The organism is Sulfitobacter sp. EE-36, from assembly GCF_000152605.1.
GTDB classification, from domain to species: domain Bacteria; phylum Pseudomonadota; class Alphaproteobacteria; order Rhodobacterales; family Rhodobacteraceae; genus Sulfitobacter; species Sulfitobacter pontiacus.
In genome coordinates this window covers 1,424,905-1,439,815 of the sequence record NZ_CH959310.1, presented here as the reverse complement: position 1 = coordinate 1,439,815, position 14,911 = coordinate 1,424,905, and the positions used below count along the sequence as shown (strand labels likewise).

The 14,911-nt window shown below is 61.8% G+C and carries 16 protein-coding genes; 3 read left to right on the top strand and 13 right to left on the bottom strand.

Features of this window, described 5'->3' with window-relative positions; translation table 11 throughout:
* Entirely contained in the window at positions 1 to 1,428 is a 1,428-nt protein-coding gene (gndA, locus tag EE36_RS09565) for an NADP-dependent phosphogluconate dehydrogenase (RefSeq protein WP_005851708.1), read from the bottom strand.
* 153 nt (positions 1,429 to 1,581) lie between these two features.
* Here gndA and EE36_RS09560 point away from each other — a divergent pair, with 153 nt between their 5' ends.
* Positions 1,582 to 2,040, top strand: coding sequence for an NUDIX hydrolase (locus tag EE36_RS09560; protein ID WP_005851707.1), 459 nt, complete (start codon positions 1,582 to 1,584; stop codon positions 2,038 to 2,040).
* Between the two features lie 86 nt (positions 2,041 to 2,126).
* A complete protein-coding gene (locus EE36_RS09555; protein WP_005851706.1) occupies positions 2,127 to 3,608 on the top strand; it encodes an inorganic phosphate transporter in 1,482 nt (493 codons plus the stop codon).
* A 25-nt stretch (positions 3,609 to 3,633) separates the two neighbouring features.
* Here the strand turns inward: EE36_RS09555 and EE36_RS09550 are convergent, their stop codons facing one another.
* The 3 genes from EE36_RS09550 to EE36_RS09540 all read right to left on the bottom strand — a co-directional run bounded on the left by EE36_RS09550 (position 3,634) and on the right by EE36_RS09540 (position 6,785).
* The gene (locus EE36_RS09550; RefSeq protein ID WP_005851705.1) at positions 3,634 to 4,632 is read right to left on the bottom strand and encodes a 2-dehydropantoate 2-reductase; all 999 of its coding nucleotides are present in this window, start codon (positions 4,630 to 4,632) and stop codon (positions 3,634 to 3,636) included.
* Positions 4,629 to 5,534 carry an ornithine carbamoyltransferase gene (argF, locus tag EE36_RS09545; RefSeq protein WP_005851704.1) on the bottom strand — a complete coding sequence of 302 codons (906 nt, stop codon included), beginning with the start codon at positions 5,532 to 5,534 and terminating at the stop codon, positions 4,629 to 4,631. The genes EE36_RS09550 and argF overlap by 4 nt, the downstream gene beginning before the upstream one ends.
* A 75-nt stretch (positions 5,535 to 5,609) precedes the next feature.
* Positions 5,610 to 6,785, bottom strand: coding sequence for an aspartate aminotransferase family protein (locus EE36_RS09540; protein ID WP_005851703.1), 1,176 nt, complete (start codon positions 6,783 to 6,785; stop codon positions 5,610 to 5,612).
* Positions 6,786 to 7,217: 432 nt separating this feature from the next.
* Between EE36_RS09540 and EE36_RS09535 the strand changes: the two genes are divergently transcribed.
* Positions 7,218 to 7,817: a GcrA family cell cycle regulator gene (locus tag EE36_RS09535; protein ID WP_005851702.1), complete on the top strand. Its 600-nt coding sequence runs from the start codon at positions 7,218 to 7,220 to the stop codon at positions 7,815 to 7,817.
* A 69-nt stretch (positions 7,818 to 7,886) separates the two neighbouring features.
* Here the strand turns inward: EE36_RS09535 and EE36_RS09530 are convergent, their stop codons facing one another.
* The 9 genes from EE36_RS09530 to cyoE all read right to left on the bottom strand — a co-directional run bounded on the left by EE36_RS09530 (position 7,887) and on the right by cyoE (position 14,882).
* Complete coding sequence (locus tag EE36_RS09530; protein WP_005851701.1) at positions 7,887 to 8,324, bottom strand: VOC family protein; 438 nt, start codon at positions 8,322 to 8,324, stop codon at positions 7,887 to 7,889.
* Positions 8,325 to 8,330: 6 nt separating this feature from the next.
* Positions 8,331 to 8,915 carry a GNAT family N-acetyltransferase gene (locus tag EE36_RS09525; protein WP_005851700.1) on the bottom strand — a complete coding sequence of 195 codons (585 nt, stop codon included), beginning with the start codon at positions 8,913 to 8,915 and terminating at the stop codon, positions 8,331 to 8,333.
* The gene (locus EE36_RS09520) at positions 8,915 to 10,177 is read right to left on the bottom strand and encodes a pitrilysin family protein (RefSeq protein WP_005851699.1); all 1,263 of its coding nucleotides are present in this window, start codon (positions 10,175 to 10,177) and stop codon (positions 8,915 to 8,917) included. The genes EE36_RS09525 and EE36_RS09520 overlap by 1 nt, the downstream gene beginning before the upstream one ends.
* Positions 10,174 to 11,562: a threonine synthase gene (thrC, locus tag EE36_RS09515; RefSeq protein WP_005851697.1), complete on the bottom strand. Its 1,389-nt coding sequence runs from the start codon at positions 11,560 to 11,562 to the stop codon at positions 10,174 to 10,176. Before thrC ends, EE36_RS09520 begins: the two co-directional genes overlap by 4 nt.
* Positions 11,563 to 11,567: 5 nt before the next feature.
* Complete coding sequence (locus EE36_RS09510; protein ID WP_005851696.1) at positions 11,568 to 12,248, bottom strand: SURF1 family protein; 681 nt, start codon at positions 12,246 to 12,248, stop codon at positions 11,568 to 11,570.
* A gap of 120 nt (positions 12,249 to 12,368) precedes the next feature.
* The gene (locus EE36_RS09505; RefSeq protein ID WP_005851694.1) at positions 12,369 to 13,172 is read right to left on the bottom strand and encodes a cytochrome c oxidase subunit 3; all 804 of its coding nucleotides are present in this window, start codon (positions 13,170 to 13,172) and stop codon (positions 12,369 to 12,371) included.
* A gap of 23 nt (positions 13,173 to 13,195) precedes the next feature.
* Positions 13,196 to 13,771 carry a cytochrome c oxidase assembly protein gene (locus EE36_RS09500; RefSeq protein WP_005851692.1) on the bottom strand — a complete coding sequence of 192 codons (576 nt, stop codon included), beginning with the start codon at positions 13,769 to 13,771 and terminating at the stop codon, positions 13,196 to 13,198.
* Positions 13,771 to 13,947 carry a hypothetical protein gene (locus tag EE36_RS09495; protein WP_005851690.1) on the bottom strand — a complete coding sequence of 59 codons (177 nt, stop codon included), beginning with the start codon at positions 13,945 to 13,947 and terminating at the stop codon, positions 13,771 to 13,773. Before EE36_RS09495 ends, EE36_RS09500 begins: the two co-directional genes overlap by 1 nt.
* Positions 13,947 to 14,882 carry a heme o synthase gene (gene cyoE / locus EE36_RS09490; protein ID WP_005851689.1) on the bottom strand — a complete coding sequence of 312 codons (936 nt, stop codon included), beginning with the start codon at positions 14,880 to 14,882 and terminating at the stop codon, positions 13,947 to 13,949. Before cyoE ends, EE36_RS09495 begins: the two co-directional genes overlap by 1 nt.
* Positions 14,883 to 14,911 lie beyond the last annotated feature (29 nt).

Here is a 14,911-nt window from a genome sequence, read left to right as displayed (position 1 = left end):
CTAGTCGCGCCGGATCGCGTTCCACGTCCCGTGGTGCGCGCCCGCGATATCGCCGCGTTCAAACCCATGCGCGCCGAAAAAGTCGCGCTGCGCCTGGATCAAATTCGCGGAGCCGCGTGCGGTTCGGATGCTGTCATACCACGCCAGTGACGCGCTTAGCGCGGGCATGGGCACGCCCAGGCTCACCCCGGCGGCGACGGTCTTGCGCAGGCCAGCAAGGTGATCGCCCAGCATATCGCGGATGGCCGGGGCGAGGATCAAGGCCCCCTCGGGCAATCCTGCGTGGAACGCATCGGCCAGATCGTCCAGCAAGGCTGACCGGATGATACAGCCCGCACGCCAGATCTCTGCAATGCGGGCCATATCCAGCTGCCAGCCAAATTCGTCAGAGGCGGCGGACAACACGCGGAACCCCTGCGCGTGACCCAGAATGCGCGCGGCCAGCAGGGCCGATTTCATCTCATCCTCGGTTGGCAGCGTGCCGCCGGTCACCGCATCCGGCAAGAGCGGTGCCGCCGCGACCCGCAAGGCTTTCTCGCTGGACCAGCCACGGGCGCCGACGGCCGCCTCGATCGTGCTGACCGACTGGCCAAGCTTCAGCGCCTCGATCAGGGTCCAGCGGCCCGTGCCTTTCTGACCTGCCTTATCAAGGATCAGATCCACCATCGGCGCCCCGCTCTCGGCATCCACGGTTTGCAGCGCGGCGGCAGACACCTCGATCAGGTAAGAGCTGAGCGGCCCTTTCTGCCAGCTTTCAAACAGCGCCCCGATCTGCGGTGCCGTTTGCCCACCGGCGTCGCGCAGCAGCCCGTAGACTTCGGCGATCATCTGCATGTCGGCATATTCGATCCCGTTGTGCACGGTCTTGACGAAATGCCCCGCCCCGTCCGGCCCTAGATGATCTACGCAAGGCGCGCCCTGAAACTTGGCCGCAATCGCGCTGAGCATGGGGCGCAGCTGGGTCCAGCTGTGATCGGTACCGCCCACCATCATAGACGGGCCGTGGCGCGCGCCCTCTTCACCGCCCGACACGCCCATGCCAACGAAATGCCGCCCCGTACCGTCAAAGGCGGCGGCGCGGCGGCGGGTGTCGTGGAAATCGGCGTTGCCGCCATCAATGATGGTGTCGCCCTCATCCAGCAGCGGCATCACCGCGTCGATCATCGCATCCATCGGTGCGCCCGACGGGATCATGAACAAGATGCTGCGGGGCTGCGCGATACTGTCGACAAAATCCTCAAGCGTCGCGTGGCCCGAGAGCTGACCCGCCAGCGGTCCGGCCTCCTCCAGAAAGGGCGCGATCCAATCGGCTTCGCGGTTGCTGACCGCCACACGGAACCCCTGCTCGGCCAGATTAAGCGACAACGCACTGCCCATCGTCCCCAGACCATAAACGCCAATATCTGCGGTCTTTAAATCTGCGGCCATCGCGCTAAATCTCCTATAAGGTCCATCAAACAGTGGGATGCACACCGCCGCTGCACAAGGGTTTGCGGGGGTGAAATTGATTCTCGTCTCTTTTTCAGCTACGATGACCGGATAAAAGCAAGAACAACGAAGTTACAGGTTAACGTTTTAATTATGATACATGAACTCAAACGCGCGTGGGAGGGTATGATCCTCCCCATCTGGCGCCGCCCCAAACGTATTCAGGTCGCCGCATTGTGCTACCGTGAAACCCCCGAAGGTAAAGAAGTCCTGATGATCACCAGCCGTGACACCGGCCGATGGATCGTCCCGAAAGGCTGGCCTATTGACGGGCTGGACGGGGCCGGTGCCGCCCTGCGCGAAGCATGGGAAGAGGCAGGCGTGTCCAAGGCCGATATCGAAAGCGAGCCGATCGGGTATTATGACTATGACAAGGGCCTGTCCGAAGGGATGACCACGCCGGTCATCGCACAGGTCTACCTGACCCGCGTCCGTCACATCGAGGATGAATACCCCGAGGTTGACATGCGCACCCGCCGCTGGATGCCCCCAAAGGAAGCCGCCGAACTGGTGGCAGAGCCTGATTTGCGCGAAATCCTTCTGAACCTCTAGTCGCCACGCCCCGATAGCCCCCGTGCGGCCTTGCGAAACCGTTTTCACTGTGCCACGAGCGCATGGTTTTAGAAAATGAGGCAGCAATGACCGACGGACCCAAAGGCCAACAGTGGAAAACACTGGATTCTGACCTGAACCGCATCTCGCGGGTGGAGCAGGCCGCGACCTATGTGGCGCGGCCTATGGTCGGATTTGGCATTGCCCTTGCCTTCATCGTATTGGCCGCGCTGGTCGCCGGTCTGTTCTTTGGTGCGCAGCCGTCCAACTATGTGGTGATCGCTGCCGCAGCCTTCGGGGCCTATATGGCGGTGAACATCGGGGCCAATGACGTGGCCAACAATATGGGCCCCGCCGTCGGGGCCAAGGCGCTGAGCATGGGCGGTGCGATCATCATCGCTGCCATTTGCGAAAGTGCCGGTGCCCTTCTGGCTGGCGGCGACGTGGTATCGACTATCTCAAAAGGGATCATCGACCCCGCGTCGGTCGCAGATTCCCAAGTGTTCATCTGGGCCATGATGGCCGCGCTGATCTCGTCGGCATTGTGGGTCAATCTGGCCACATGGGTGGGCGCGCCGGTATCGACCACACATTCGGTCGTGGGCGGCGTCATGGGGGCCGGCATCGCGGCTGCGGGGCTGGCGGCAGTGAATTGGCCTTCGATGAGTATGATCGCCCTCAGCTGGATCATCTCGCCCGTCTTGGGCGGCGCTGTCGCGGCGATGTTCCTTGCGCTGATCAAGTCGCAAATCCTTTACCAAGAGGACAAGATCGCAGCTTCGCGTCGCTGGGTGCCGATCCTGATTGGCGTCATGTCCGGCGTCTTTGCCACCTATCTGGCGCTCAAGGGGCTCAAGAAGATCGTCGAGATCAACATGGGCTCGGCCCTGCTGATCGGTTTGGCCTGTGGCGTTCTGGCCTATGCCATTTCCTACCCCGCCATCCGCCGCGCGTCGATCGGGATGGAAAACCGCAACAAGTCCGTCAAAGTGTTGTTCGGCCTGCCCCTGGTCTTTTCCGCAGCGCTGCTCAGCTTTGCCCATGGGGCCAATGATGTCGCCAACGCGGTTGGGCCCCTTGCCGCGATCGTCCACGCCTCGGAGTTCGGCGGGTTCGAGGCCAAAGTCTCTATCCCTATGTGGGTGATGGTGATCGGGGCCTTCGGCATTTCCTTCGGGCTGTTCCTTTTCGGGCCGAAACTGATCCGCATGGTGGGCAGCCAGATCACCAAGCTGAACCCGATGCGCGCCTATTGCGTCGCCCTCTCTGCGGCGATCACCGTGATCATCGCCTCGTGGCTGGGCCTGCCCGTCAGCTCTACCCATATCGCTGTGGGGGGCGTTTTTGGCGTAGGCTTCTACCGCGAATGGCATATGGAGCGCCGCCTGCGTCGCCCCGGTGCCAAAGCCGGTCAGGTCAAACGCATCGCGGTAGAGGAACGCCGCCGCCGAAAACTCGTGCGCCGGTCGCACTTCATGACCATCGTCGCGGCATGGGTCATCACTGTCCCTGCGGCAGCAACCATGTCAGCGATGATCTTTCTGGGGTTGAACGCGCTGGTCAACTAAGCGCTGTGGCGCATGGCCTTGCCGCCTAGCGCAGGTCCGAGGGGTCCATATCGGGCAACCCCGGACCGCGCGCCTGCGCCTCTTTCACCAGATCAGAGACCCGCTGACACAGCGGCGTGGCGATGCCTTCCTGCGCCCCCATCGCGATGATCCGCCCCTGAAGCGCGTCGATCTCGCTCGGTTTACCTGCTTCCAGGTCATAGGACATCGAGGTCCGCGCCATCGGGTCAATCGTCAGCATCTTGGCCGCGACACGCGTGAACAGCGGCGTCGGCAGGCGCAGCACCCAAGGGATCAGCTGTGCGGGCAGTGGCGTAGAGGATGCAGGGTGGATGCCATGAGCCTTCAGCACGGCAAGCGCCTCGGCCATCTGGGCGGCCATCACGCGTCGCCAGCGCCGGTTAAGCAGTTGTTGCTGCAAGGTCAGCCCTGACAGGGCATTCAGCGCGTTGTTCAGGTTCAGCAACAGCTTGCCCCATTGAACGCCGATGATCGCCCCCGTCCCCGTCACCTGCAACCCCGGCACCGACAGATAGCCCGCCAGTGGCATCCGGCCCGTTTCGACGAAAATATCCCCGCTGGTCGCGCGGTGATACCGCCCGTCGCCATGGGGGACGACGTTGAAAGGCACCATGCCCCCGCGTACATCATGCAGCGGCAAGGCCTCGCGCAGGATCTCGGCCGCGTCGAGGCCGTTTTGCAGGCTGACAATGGTCGAAAGCGCCGGCGTGTGCTGCGCCACCAGCCGCGCGATGTCGGCGGTGTCGTCGGTCTTGACCGTGACCAGCACGATCCCCGCCTCGGCAAGACAGGCAGGGTCCTGAGAGAGGGTCAGGCTTGCGGCAGGCACCTGTTGGTCGAGCCCGTCAAAACCCGTCAGCCGCAAACCATGCTTGCGGATCTGCTCTGCCACGCGGGGACGTACCAACAGCGTGACATCGCGACCGTGGGCGGCAAGCATGCCACCCACAAAGCAGCCGATCGCCCCCGCACCCGCGACAACGATGGGCCGCCGATCGCTCATTTCCCCAAGCACCAGCGCATGACCGACTTTTGCGCGTGCAGCCGGTTTTCAGCCTCGTCAAAAATGACCGAGCTCGGGCCGTCCATAACAGAGCTTGTCACCTCGTCATCGCGGTGTGCGGGCAAACAGTGCATAAACAGCGCGTCAGGCTTTGCCTTGGCCATCAGCGCGTCATTCACCTGATAGCCGCGCAGCTGGTTGTGCCGACGTTCGCGCGCCGATTGCGGATCATGCATCGATACCCATGTGTCTGTCACGACCAGATCCGCGCCCTCTACCGCTTTGTTCGGGTCACGCACGGTTGTGTAGAGGCCATTCAGCGCGGCCTCGGGGTCCAGTGTCTGCGGGCCGGTAAACACAAGTTCGAAATCAAAGGCTTTGGCCGCATGCGCGAAGCTTGCAAAAACGTTGTTGCCGTCACCGGACCAGACCACCTTTTTGCCCTTGATCGGGCCGCTATGCTCTTCAAAGGTCATGATATCGGCCATGATCTGGCAGGGGTGGGTGCGGTTGGTCAGCCCGTTGATCACCGGGACAGAGGCATATTCCGCCATCTCCAGCAGGGTCGCCTCTTCGAAGGTGCGGATCATGATCAGATCGACATAGCGGCTGAGCACCCGTGCCGTGTCGGCGATGGTCTCGCCGTGGCCGAGTTGCATATCTGCGCCAGACAGCACCATCGTCTGCCCGCCCATCTGACGCACGCCCACGTCAAAGCTGACCCGCGTCCGTGTCGAGGGCTTTTCAAAGATCAGCGCGACCATGTGATCCTTGAGCGGCTGTTCATCATCCGGCGCACCACGGGGGCGGCCCAGACGGGACGATTTCATCGTGGCGGCATTGTCGATGATGCTGCGCAGGTCAGCCGGATCGGTTTGGTGAATGTCGAGAAAATGTTTCATGGGGTATTCTTTTAATTTTAGGGAGTTGGGGGGCCAGCCCCCCGGCCCCCCGGAGTTTATAGGGCAAAATGAAGGTCAGCTCGCAGCAAGGCTGCTGGCCGCTTGATCAAGGCGGGAGACGGCCTCGGCGATGTCTTCATCGGTGATATTGAGAGGGGGCAGCAGGCGGATTACGTTATCCGCCGCCGGTACTGTGATGACCTCGTGACGGTAACCCGCAGAGACGACATCGCTGTTGGTGGCTTTGCATTTCAGCCCCAGCATCAGCCCGCTGCCGCGCACGCTTTCGAACACGTCAGGGTGGCTGGCGACCAACCCTTCGAGCTTTTGGCGCATCAGGCCGGCCTTGCGGTTCACATCGTCAAGAAAGGCGTCTGTGCCGATGATATTGACCACAGCATTGCCCACGGCACAGCCCAGCGGGTTGCCGCCATAGGTCGACCCGTGGGTACCCGCCGTCATGCCAGAAGCCGCGTTCTCTGTAGCCAGCACGGCGCCCAGGGGGAAACCGCCGCCGATGCCTTTGGCAACCATCATGATGTCGGGGGTGACACCGGCCCATTCATGGGCGAACATCTTGCCGGTGCGGCCCACGCCGCATTGCACCTCGTCAAAGATCAGCAGCAGCCCGTGTGTTTCGCACAGCGCGCGCATCTGTTTGAGGTCCGCATCCGGCACGGGACGGATGCCGCCTTCGCCCTGCACCGGTTCGATCATGATGGCGGCTGTGGTATCGGTGATCGCCGCGCCAAGCGCCTCCATATCGCCAAATTCGATATGTTTGAAACCGGGGAGCAGCGGGCCGAAGCCTTTGGTCATTTTCTCGGACCCTGCCGCCGCGATCCCGGCAGATGACCGCCCGTGGAACGAACCCGAGAAGGTGATGATCTCGGTCCGGTCGGGCTGGCCCTTGTCGTAGAAATACTTGCGCGCCATCTTGACCGCCAGTTCGCATGCCTCGGTGCCGGAGTTGGTGAAGAACACCGTATCGGCAAAGCTGAGCGCGACCAGCCGGTCGGCCAGTTCCTGTTGCTGGGGGATCTCGTAGAGGTTCGAGGTGTGCCAAAGCTGCCCCGCCTGTTCGGTCAGCGCCGCCACCAGCGCGGGGTGCGCATGGCCAAGCGCGTTCACCGCAATGCCTGCGCCCAGATCCAGAAATCGGCGGCCGTCCTGTTCAATCAACCAGGACCCTTCGCCTTTGACAAAGCTCAGGGGGGCGCGTGAATAGGTCGGCAGAACAGATGGGATCATCAGGATCATCCTTATGGTTTGGCCGCATCAAAGGCACAAAAGGCCATGTGTGACGGAGAGGGTCAATAAGATTTGAAGGGGTGCGACGCAATTTATGTCGCAAAAGATCAATGCCGTGCCCCCCGTGTCAGGGACCGGTGTCGCCAATTAGCCTTGGCGTCGTCGCAATGAGGATGTCGAACGGTTGATCATGCCGTTTGCATAAGCAGCTTTTCGCGGCTTGCAAAGCAAAAATTGGCGCGCGATCGCCGCAATCTGTGCCACGAACGGTGCCGGGGATGCTTTGCTGTGGTTTTAAGGGAGCGTTTGCGCCCGCTGCCGTCCCAATCGCCCGTTCGCGCCTTGCACCCAAGCTGTCAGTGATTAGTATAGGGGCTTGAGATTTTTCCACGGCGGTCCTGAGAAGGGCCGCTTGTTAGCTAAGGACGCCAAATGTCTTGGACCGATGACCGCGTAGAGATCCTGAAGAAAATGTGGGGCGAGGGCCAATCCGCAAGCCAGATTGCAAAGGAGTTGGGCGGTGTGACCCGCAATGCCGTGATCGGCAAGGTGCATCGTCTGGGGCTGTCCAACCGGACCGCAACCGCAGCGCCCGCCGCCGCCCCTGCTGCTGCTGCCAAACCGGAAGCCAAGGCCAAGCCTGCCGCGAAACCCGCCGCGGCCGCCAAACCCAAGGCTGAACCCGCCCCCGAAGCCGCAGAGCCGGAACCGGCAGAGGCCGCGCCAGCGCCCCGCCCCAACCTGCCCGCGCGCGCCAAGATCATTCCCGCCGGTCAGCCGCTGCCGCCGCAGCCCTCCGCGAACGAGATCAGCCCTGAGGCGCTTGCCAAGGTGAGCGAGGTCGAGAAAAAGTCGAAGAAGATTGGCCTGATGGACCTGACAGAGCGGACCTGCAAATGGCCCGTCGGTGACCCTGCGACGGATGATTTCTGGTTCTGCGGTCTGCCCGTACAGCAGGGCAAGCCCTATTGCGAGGCACACGTCGGCGTCGCCTTCCAACCGATGAGCGCGCGGCGCGACCGCCGCCGCTAAGCCGCCAGTAAGCCGCTGCGGACAACAGAGTAACGAAAGGCCAGTCAGCGATGTCTGGCCTTTTTCGCATCAACGCGTCGGCGCATTGGGTGGATCATCCCTGGCCGGCTCTGCCGGATTATCGCAGAACACCGCGATCTTGTTGCCTTGGGGGTCGCGCAGGTAGCTGACGTAGAAGCGCGGACCATAGGTGGCGCGAAACCCCGGCTGGCCCTCATCGCTGCCGCCCGCGGCCAGCGCTGCGGCGTGTAACACGCGCACCTCCGCCTGGCTGGTTGCTTCGAACGCGATCATGGACCCGTTGCCAGCAGAAGCCGGCGCACCATCGAAGGTCGGTTTGACGTAGAAGTCCGGCAAGGCCACGGGCTGCCCCGAAGCCTGTGGCAACACAAAGCTCAGGCCCTCGGGACCTTCGGTCAACGCATAGCCCAAGGCTGGCAGGAAAGCCGTATAGAAGCGTTTGGCACGTGCAAGGTCGTCGGCCCCGACAGTGACATAGGCGATCATAGCCCCCTACCCCGCTGCGGTCTTGCCCCGACGGTCCCCGCGCAGCTGCGCATAAAGCACATGGGTCCGCCAGCGCCCGTCGATTTGCAGATAGCTTTGCGCGACGCCTTCGTATTTGAAACCGGTCTTTTCCAGCAACCCGCGCGAGGCGATGTTCTCGGGCAGGCAGGCGGCCTCGACGCGGCTGATGTCCAGACGGGTGAAGGCGTGGTGCACCGTCGCCTCGATCGCTTCGCGCATATAGCCACGGCGGGCGAATTGTTCGCCGGTCCAATACCCCAAGGTGCCCGCCTGTGCCGGGCCGCGGCGGATATTATCCAGCGTGATCGCCCCGATCAGCATGTTATCCTTGCGGCGGATCAGGAACAGCGGCAGCGCCGTCCCCGCAGAGACCGACCGATTGGCCCAGTAGACCCGATTGGTAAACGCTTTGCGCGACAGGTGGTCCGGTGCCCAAGACGGCTCCCACGGGGTGAGGTAGGTGATACTGTCCGACCGCAGGGTGGCCCAGGGGCGGAAGTCAGCATGCACCGGTGGCCGCAACGTCAGCCTTTCGGTTTCAATGGCAAGCTTTCGTTTCAGCAGTTGCATCAGGCAGCGCGACGCTCCTGAAGTTCTTCCAATGTGGGCGCGCCGTCAACGGGTCCATAAAGCGCCAATGCCGCAGGGGCGCTGGCGGCGATATTCTGGGCAAAGTCGCGCACGTCGCCTGTGGTGACCGCGTCGATCTGCGCGATGGTCTCTTCCAGCGGGGGTACGCGGTCCCAGATCTGAATGAGACGCGCCAGACGTTCCGCGCGGTTCGACGGGCTTTCCAGCCCCATCAGCAGCCCAGCCTTCATCTGCGCCCGTGCCCGCGCGACCTCGGCCGGGGACATGTCGGAGGCGGCGCGCTTCATCTCGTCAATGGTGATGCCCGCCAGTTCGGGCAGCTGTTCACCGCTGGTGCCCGCATAGATCGTCATCATGCCCGTATCGGCATAGGCCCCTGCCTGCGCGAAGATCGTATAACACAGGCCGCGGTTCTCGCGGACCTCCTGGAACAGACGGCTCGACATGCCGCCCCCCAGGGCAGAGGCATAGATCTGCGCGACATAGATATCATCAGCGCGGTAGCCGGGCGCTTCGAACCCGAGCGCGAAATGCGCTTGCTCAAGCGGTTTCAACTGGCGCACTTCACCGCCGCTGAATTTGGCAGCATCCACGTCGAAGAGAGGCTTGGGGGGCATGTCGCCGAACAGCTGTTCAGCAAGGCGCACGATCTCGTCATGGTCCACCGCCCCAGCGGCGGCGAGGATCATCTGGTCGGGGCCGTAATGCTGGCTGATAAAGCCCGACAGGTCTTCTCGGCTGAAATTCGACACGCGTTCGGACGGGCCCAGAATGGTACGCCCGATGGGTTGGTTGGGGTATGCTTTTTCCTGCAACCAGTCAAAGATCACATCATCCGGCGTATCCAGCGCCTGACCGATCTCTTGCAGGATCACGCCGCGCTCCACCTCGATCTCGCCATTATCAAGGACGGGATTGCGCAAGATATCCGCGATCACATCCAGCCCCAGCGACACGTCATTTTCCAACACGCGCACGTAATAGGCCGTCACCTCGCGCGAGGTATAGGCGTTGATATAGCCGCCCACATCCTCGATCGCTTCGGCGATTTGCAACGAGGTGCGCTTGGCCGTGCCCTTGAACGCCATATGCTCAAGGAAATGCGCGATACCGTTTTGCGTGGCCGTCTCATGCCGCGCGCCCGCCGAAACCCAGACCCCGATAGATGCCGATGCAAGCCCCGGCATATGCTCGGTTACGATACGAAAGCCGTTGGACAGGCGGTGTTGTTGCAAGCTCACTGAGCGATGCCCCCTTTAATGATATCCTTGAGCGCCTCAAGGTCGTTCGGCACGCGGGTCACGCGTTCTTCGCGATCGAACAGATCGGCCATGTGATCGGGCAGCGGCGGGCGCTGGCCTGTGGCGGCTTCGACCGCGTCGGGGAACTTGGCCGGATGCGCGGTGGCCAGCGTGATCATCGGCGTCGCAGGATCACGCAAGGCCGCCCCCACGCGCACCCCGATGGCAGAATGCGGGCACAGAAGTTCGTTTGTGTCGGCGTAGAAGGTCTTGATCGTCTCGCTGGTTTCCTCTTCGGAAACGCGGCCCGATTTATAGGTGTTTTGCAGGTCGCGCAGGGCATTGTCGCCGACGTCAAACCCACCCTTCGCCAGATCGCCCATCAGCGCATTGATCGCGTCGCTGTCTTGGCCGTAGGCGAAATACAAGGCGCGTTCAAAGTTGGAGCTGACCTGAATATCCATCGATGGGCTGATAGAGGCATGAACCTCGCCCTTGTGGTAGCCGCCTGTGGTCAGGCAGCGGTGCAGGATGTCATTCTGGTTCGTCGCAACCACCAGATCGGCAATCGGCAGTCCCATTTCGCGCGCGATATAGCCCGCGAAGATGTCGCCGAAGTTGCCCGTGGGCACGGTAAAGCTGACCTTGCGGTCCAGCGCGCCCATAGCCAGCCCTGCGGTGAAGTAATAGACCACCTGCGCCAGCACGCGGCCCCAGTTGATGCTATTGACCCCTGCCAGTTGCACGCCGTCGCGGAAAGCGTGGTCGTTGAACATGTCTTTCAGGCGCGCCTGACAGTCGTCGAAATCACCGTCCAGCGCCAGCGCGTGCACGTTGCTTTCCGATGGTGTGGTCATCTGTCGGCGCTGTACTTCGGACACGCGGCCGTGGGGGAAAAGAATGAAAACGTCAACGTTATCCAGCCCGCGGAAGGCTTCGATCGCGGCCGATCCGGTATCGCCCGAGGTCGCACCGACGATGGTCACCCGTTCACCCTTGCGCGACAGAACGGCCTGGAACATGTGGCCGATCAACTGCATGGCAAAATCTTTGAACGCCAGCGTGGGACCGTGGAACAGTTCAAGCAGGAAATGCCCCTGTTCAAGCTGCACCAGCGGCGCGCGCACCTTGTGGTTGAAGCCCGCATAGGCCTTGGCGATCAGTGCCTTGAATTCATCGTCGCTGAATGTGTCGCCGACAAAGGGTTTCATCACACGAAAGGCGACATCCTCGTAGGACATCGTGGCCATCTCGCGCAGCTCATCGGTGCCGAGCGTCGGGATCGTTTCGGGCACATACAGGCCGCCGTCACGGGCGAGGCCGGTCAGCAGCGCCTCTTCGAACGACAAAACGGGGGCGGAACCACGGGTGGAGACATAACGCATAAGGGTCAGCTTTCGGTTTTGGGCGCGCGGCGGCGGCGCAAGAAGAACAGGCTCATCCCAAGCCAGATCGCGGCAAGAGAGAACCAAGTGATGGCATATTGCAAGTGGTCGTTGGGAATACGGGCGGTATCGACGGGCAACGGGCTGATCGCCGCTGGCTGAGGCGTGCTGCTGCGCGCAACCAGAAGAACGGGGTCGGTGCCAAGCGTTTGCGCCATATCCGGCACATCGCGGGCGAACCAGATGTTGCCCTTCAGGTCGGCCTCTGGGGTGAAGCTATCGGTTTCGCGCGGCCATTGCAGATTGCCCGTCACCGTCGCGGGGCCCAACGCGCGGGAGGCGTCCTTGTCCGTCGTCAGGACAAAGCCGCGGTCGACCATGATGCGGCGGCCATCCTCTAGCGTGAAAGGCGCGATGACGCGGTAGCCTGCGCCGACGTCTTTCTGGGACACAAGCACATGCACCTCGCCTGCGCGATAGGCACCGGTCACCGCGACGGGCAAATAGGCGTCATCCTCGGCGTTGACGGTAGGGGGCAGGTCGACGGGGGCGGCGGCGATGCGGGTGTTGATGTCGGCGATGATCGCCTCTTTCCACGCTAGCCGCTGGATCTGCCAAACGCCCAGCCAGATCAGGATAGCAGCCCCGCCAAGGCCGACAATCAGCAGGAATAGCGTACGACGCATAAAGCTCTCTTGAGGTTGGCACCCGTGGACGGGTGGCGGCAATGCAAAGGCGCGCAAGGTCCCCCTCGCGCGCCTGTTGCTTTTAGTGATTGCGGCCCGGTTTGCAAGCCGACTGCGGGCTTAGATGCCCCACATGTAGACGGCGAAGAAAAGGAACAGCCAGACCACATCAACAAAGTGCCAGTACCAGGCGGCGGCTTCGAAGCCTACGTGCTGCTCTTGGGTAAAGTGGCCTTTCATCGCGCGGAACAGGCAGACCGCAAGGAAGATCGTGCCGATCACAACGTGGAAACCGTGGAAGCCTGTCGCCATGAAGAAGCTGGAGAAGAACAGGTCGCCGCCGAAGGTCCAGTCGTCATGGGCCAGCAGTTCATAGTATTCATAGGCCTGGAACGCGGTGAACAGCATGCCCAGAACGATCGCGATGGACAGGCCGGCGATCAGGTCTTTGCGGTTGTTTTCATGTACCAGCGCGTGGTGTGCCCATGTGACAGCGCAGCCCGACAGCAGCAGGATCAGCGTGTTGATCAGCGGCAGGTGGAAGGCGTCAACGGGAATGATATCCGGCTGCACATATGTGGAGCCCGGGAATTCATCCATCGGGTACAGGGCTTCTTTGAAGAAGGTCCAGAACCACGCCACAAAGAACATCACTTCGGACATGATGAACAGGATGAAGCCATAGCGCAGACCGATGCGCACGACGTTGGTGTGATCGCCGACGTGGCTTTCAGCAACCACCTCGGACCACCATCCGAACATGCAGTACAGAACGGCAACCAGACCACCCAAGAAGACGAAGGGGGTTACATCGTGCATCCAGAAGACACCACCAACCAGCATGACACAGCCGGCGATGGAGCTGAGCAATGGCCATGTGGACGGCGGCAGAATGTGATAGTCATGGTTCTTTTCATGGGCCATTGGTTCAGTCCCTCACCTTTTTCTTAATTCAGGTTTGTCTCGCTGTCCTGATCGGGGGCTTCATAGTCCTCGGGCAGGTCAATTTCATAGAACGTATAAGACAGTGTGATCGTATGTACATACTTGCCATCACGGTCTTCGACGATTTCGGGGTCAACAAAGAAGCTGACGGGCATTTGAACACGCTCACCGGGGGCGAGCACCTGTTCAGTAAAGCAGAAACATTCGATCTTTTCAAAGAAGGCCCCGGCGGCATAGGGCGTCACGTTGTAGGACGCCTGCCCCGCGACGGGGTGATCGGTTGGGTTATAGGCCTCGTAGAACGCCAGCCCGGTCTCGCCGATGCGCAGTTCCATCTCGTTGACGACGGGTTTGAATTCCCAAGGCATGTCTTCGTTCAAGCTGCCGTCGAAACGCACCTTGATCGTCTGATCCAGCACCTCGCCCTCGGCCCCCGCGACCTGTCCCGGCGTCCCGCCAAAGCCGGTGACGCGGCAGAACCAATCGTAGAACGGCACCGATGCCCAGGCCAGCCCGCCCATCAGGATGACGACAGAGACGGTTTGCACCACAGTCTTCGCGGGTCCGGACAGGGCCATCAGTTGCTCTCCTGTGTTTGAAGCTCACCACCGGGCAGATCGTTGAAATCGATGTTGGTGATTTTGACAAAGGTCAGCGCCATGACCAGCACGACGAAGGCGGCCAGCAGCAGACCGACGCCAAGGTTGCGCCCGCGGCGGCGTGTGTGAATCTCGTGTTCAGCGCGAATGCCCATTACCAGCCTCCCAAGCCGTAGCCCCGCAGGGTGGCCTCAAGCAAAATGGCACCGAAGTGCAGGAAGAGATACCATAGCGACAGGCGGAAGAACTTGCGTTCAACGCGGAAATCATCGGCTTCGCTGTCGTCTTCATCACGTTGCCAGATGCGGAAGGCCCCGATCAGGAACAACAGGTTCAGCACGCCCGCGGTCGCCAGATAGATTGGCCCGCCGATCGAGGTGAAGCCGGTGCCGACCGCCAGAATGACCAGCAAAACAGTATAGGCCAGAATATGACGACGGGTGGAGCGGCGGCCGTGGGTCACGGTCAGCATCGGCACCTTCGCGTCGTCATAGTCATTGCGCATGAACAGCGCCAAGGCCCAGAAGTGCGGCGGGGTCCACATGAAAATCAGCGCGAACATCAGCCATGCCTCGACCGAAAAGCTGCCGGTGGCGATGATCCAGCCGATCACGGGCGGGAACGCCCCCGCAGCACCACCGATGACAATGTTCTGCGGCGTCGCACGCTTAAGCCACATGGAATAGAAAACGGCGTAGAAGAGGATCGTGAACAGCAGCATGCCCGCGGCCAGCAGGTTGGCCGCCAGCCCCAGCATGACGACAGACATGCCCGACAGCGCCACACCGATCGCCAGTGCTTCGCCCGGCTGGACGCGCCCCGACGGGATCGGGCGGCCTTGGGTCCGGCGCATGATCGCGTCGATGTCTGCGTCCCACCACATGTTCAGCGCGCCCGAGGCCCCTGCCCCGATTGCAACAAACAGGATCGAGGCAAAGCCGATCACGGGGTGCACAGACTCGGGCGCGGCGAGCATGCCAACAAGTGCGGTAAATACCACCAACTGCATGACGCGCGGCTTCATCAGGGCGAAATAATCGCCGAACTGCGCCTCATACTCGCCCGCAGGTGTCGTGCTGGTATCTGTCATGCGATCTCTCATACAAAAGGAACCCGGGG

Bases quoted from the DNA above. Each gene is read 5' to 3' on its own strand.
- EE36_RS09560 (WP_005851707.1), top strand. From the start codon at position 1,582: ATGATACATGAACTCAAACGCGCGTGGGAGGGTATGATCCTCCCCATC.
- gndA (WP_005851708.1), bottom strand. From the start codon at position 1,428: ATGGCCGCAGATTTAAAGACCGCAGATATTGGCGTTTATGGTCTGGGG.
- EE36_RS09500 (WP_005851692.1), bottom strand. From the start codon at position 13,771: ATGGCCCTGTCCGGACCCGCGAAGACTGTGGTGCAAACCGTCTCTGTC.
- EE36_RS09510 (WP_005851696.1), bottom strand. From the start codon at position 12,248: ATGCGTCGTACGCTATTCCTGCTGATTGTCGGCCTTGGCGGGGCTGCT.
- EE36_RS09540 (WP_005851703.1), bottom strand. From the start codon at position 6,785: ATGATCCCATCTGTTCTGCCGACCTATTCACGCGCCCCCCTGAGCTTT.
- EE36_RS09525 (WP_005851700.1), bottom strand. From the start codon at position 8,915: ATGCAACTGCTGAAACGAAAGCTTGCCATTGAAACCGAAAGGCTGACG.
- thrC (WP_005851697.1), bottom strand. From the start codon at position 11,562: ATGCGTTATGTCTCCACCCGTGGTTCCGCCCCCGTTTTGTCGTTCGAA.
- argF (WP_005851704.1), bottom strand. From the start codon at position 5,534: ATGAAACATTTTCTCGACATTCACCAAACCGATCCGGCTGACCTGCGC.
- EE36_RS09550 (WP_005851705.1), bottom strand. From the start codon at position 4,632: ATGAGCGATCGGCGGCCCATCGTTGTCGCGGGTGCGGGGGCGATCGGC.
- EE36_RS09530 (WP_005851701.1), bottom strand. From the start codon at position 8,324: ATGATCGCCTATGTCACTGTCGGGGCCGACGACCTTGCACGTGCCAAA.
- EE36_RS09555 (WP_005851706.1), top strand. From the start codon at position 2,127: ATGACCGACGGACCCAAAGGCCAACAGTGGAAAACACTGGATTCTGAC.
- EE36_RS09535 (WP_005851702.1), top strand. From the start codon at position 7,218: ATGTCTTGGACCGATGACCGCGTAGAGATCCTGAAGAAAATGTGGGGC.
- EE36_RS09505 (WP_005851694.1), bottom strand. From the start codon at position 13,172: ATGGCCCATGAAAAGAACCATGACTATCACATTCTGCCGCCGTCCACA.
- EE36_RS09495 (WP_005851690.1), bottom strand. From the start codon at position 13,947: ATGGGCATTCGCGCTGAACACGAGATTCACACACGCCGCCGCGGGCGC.
- cyoE (WP_005851689.1), bottom strand. From the start codon at position 14,882: ATGACAGATACCAGCACGACACCTGCGGGCGAGTATGAGGCGCAGTTC.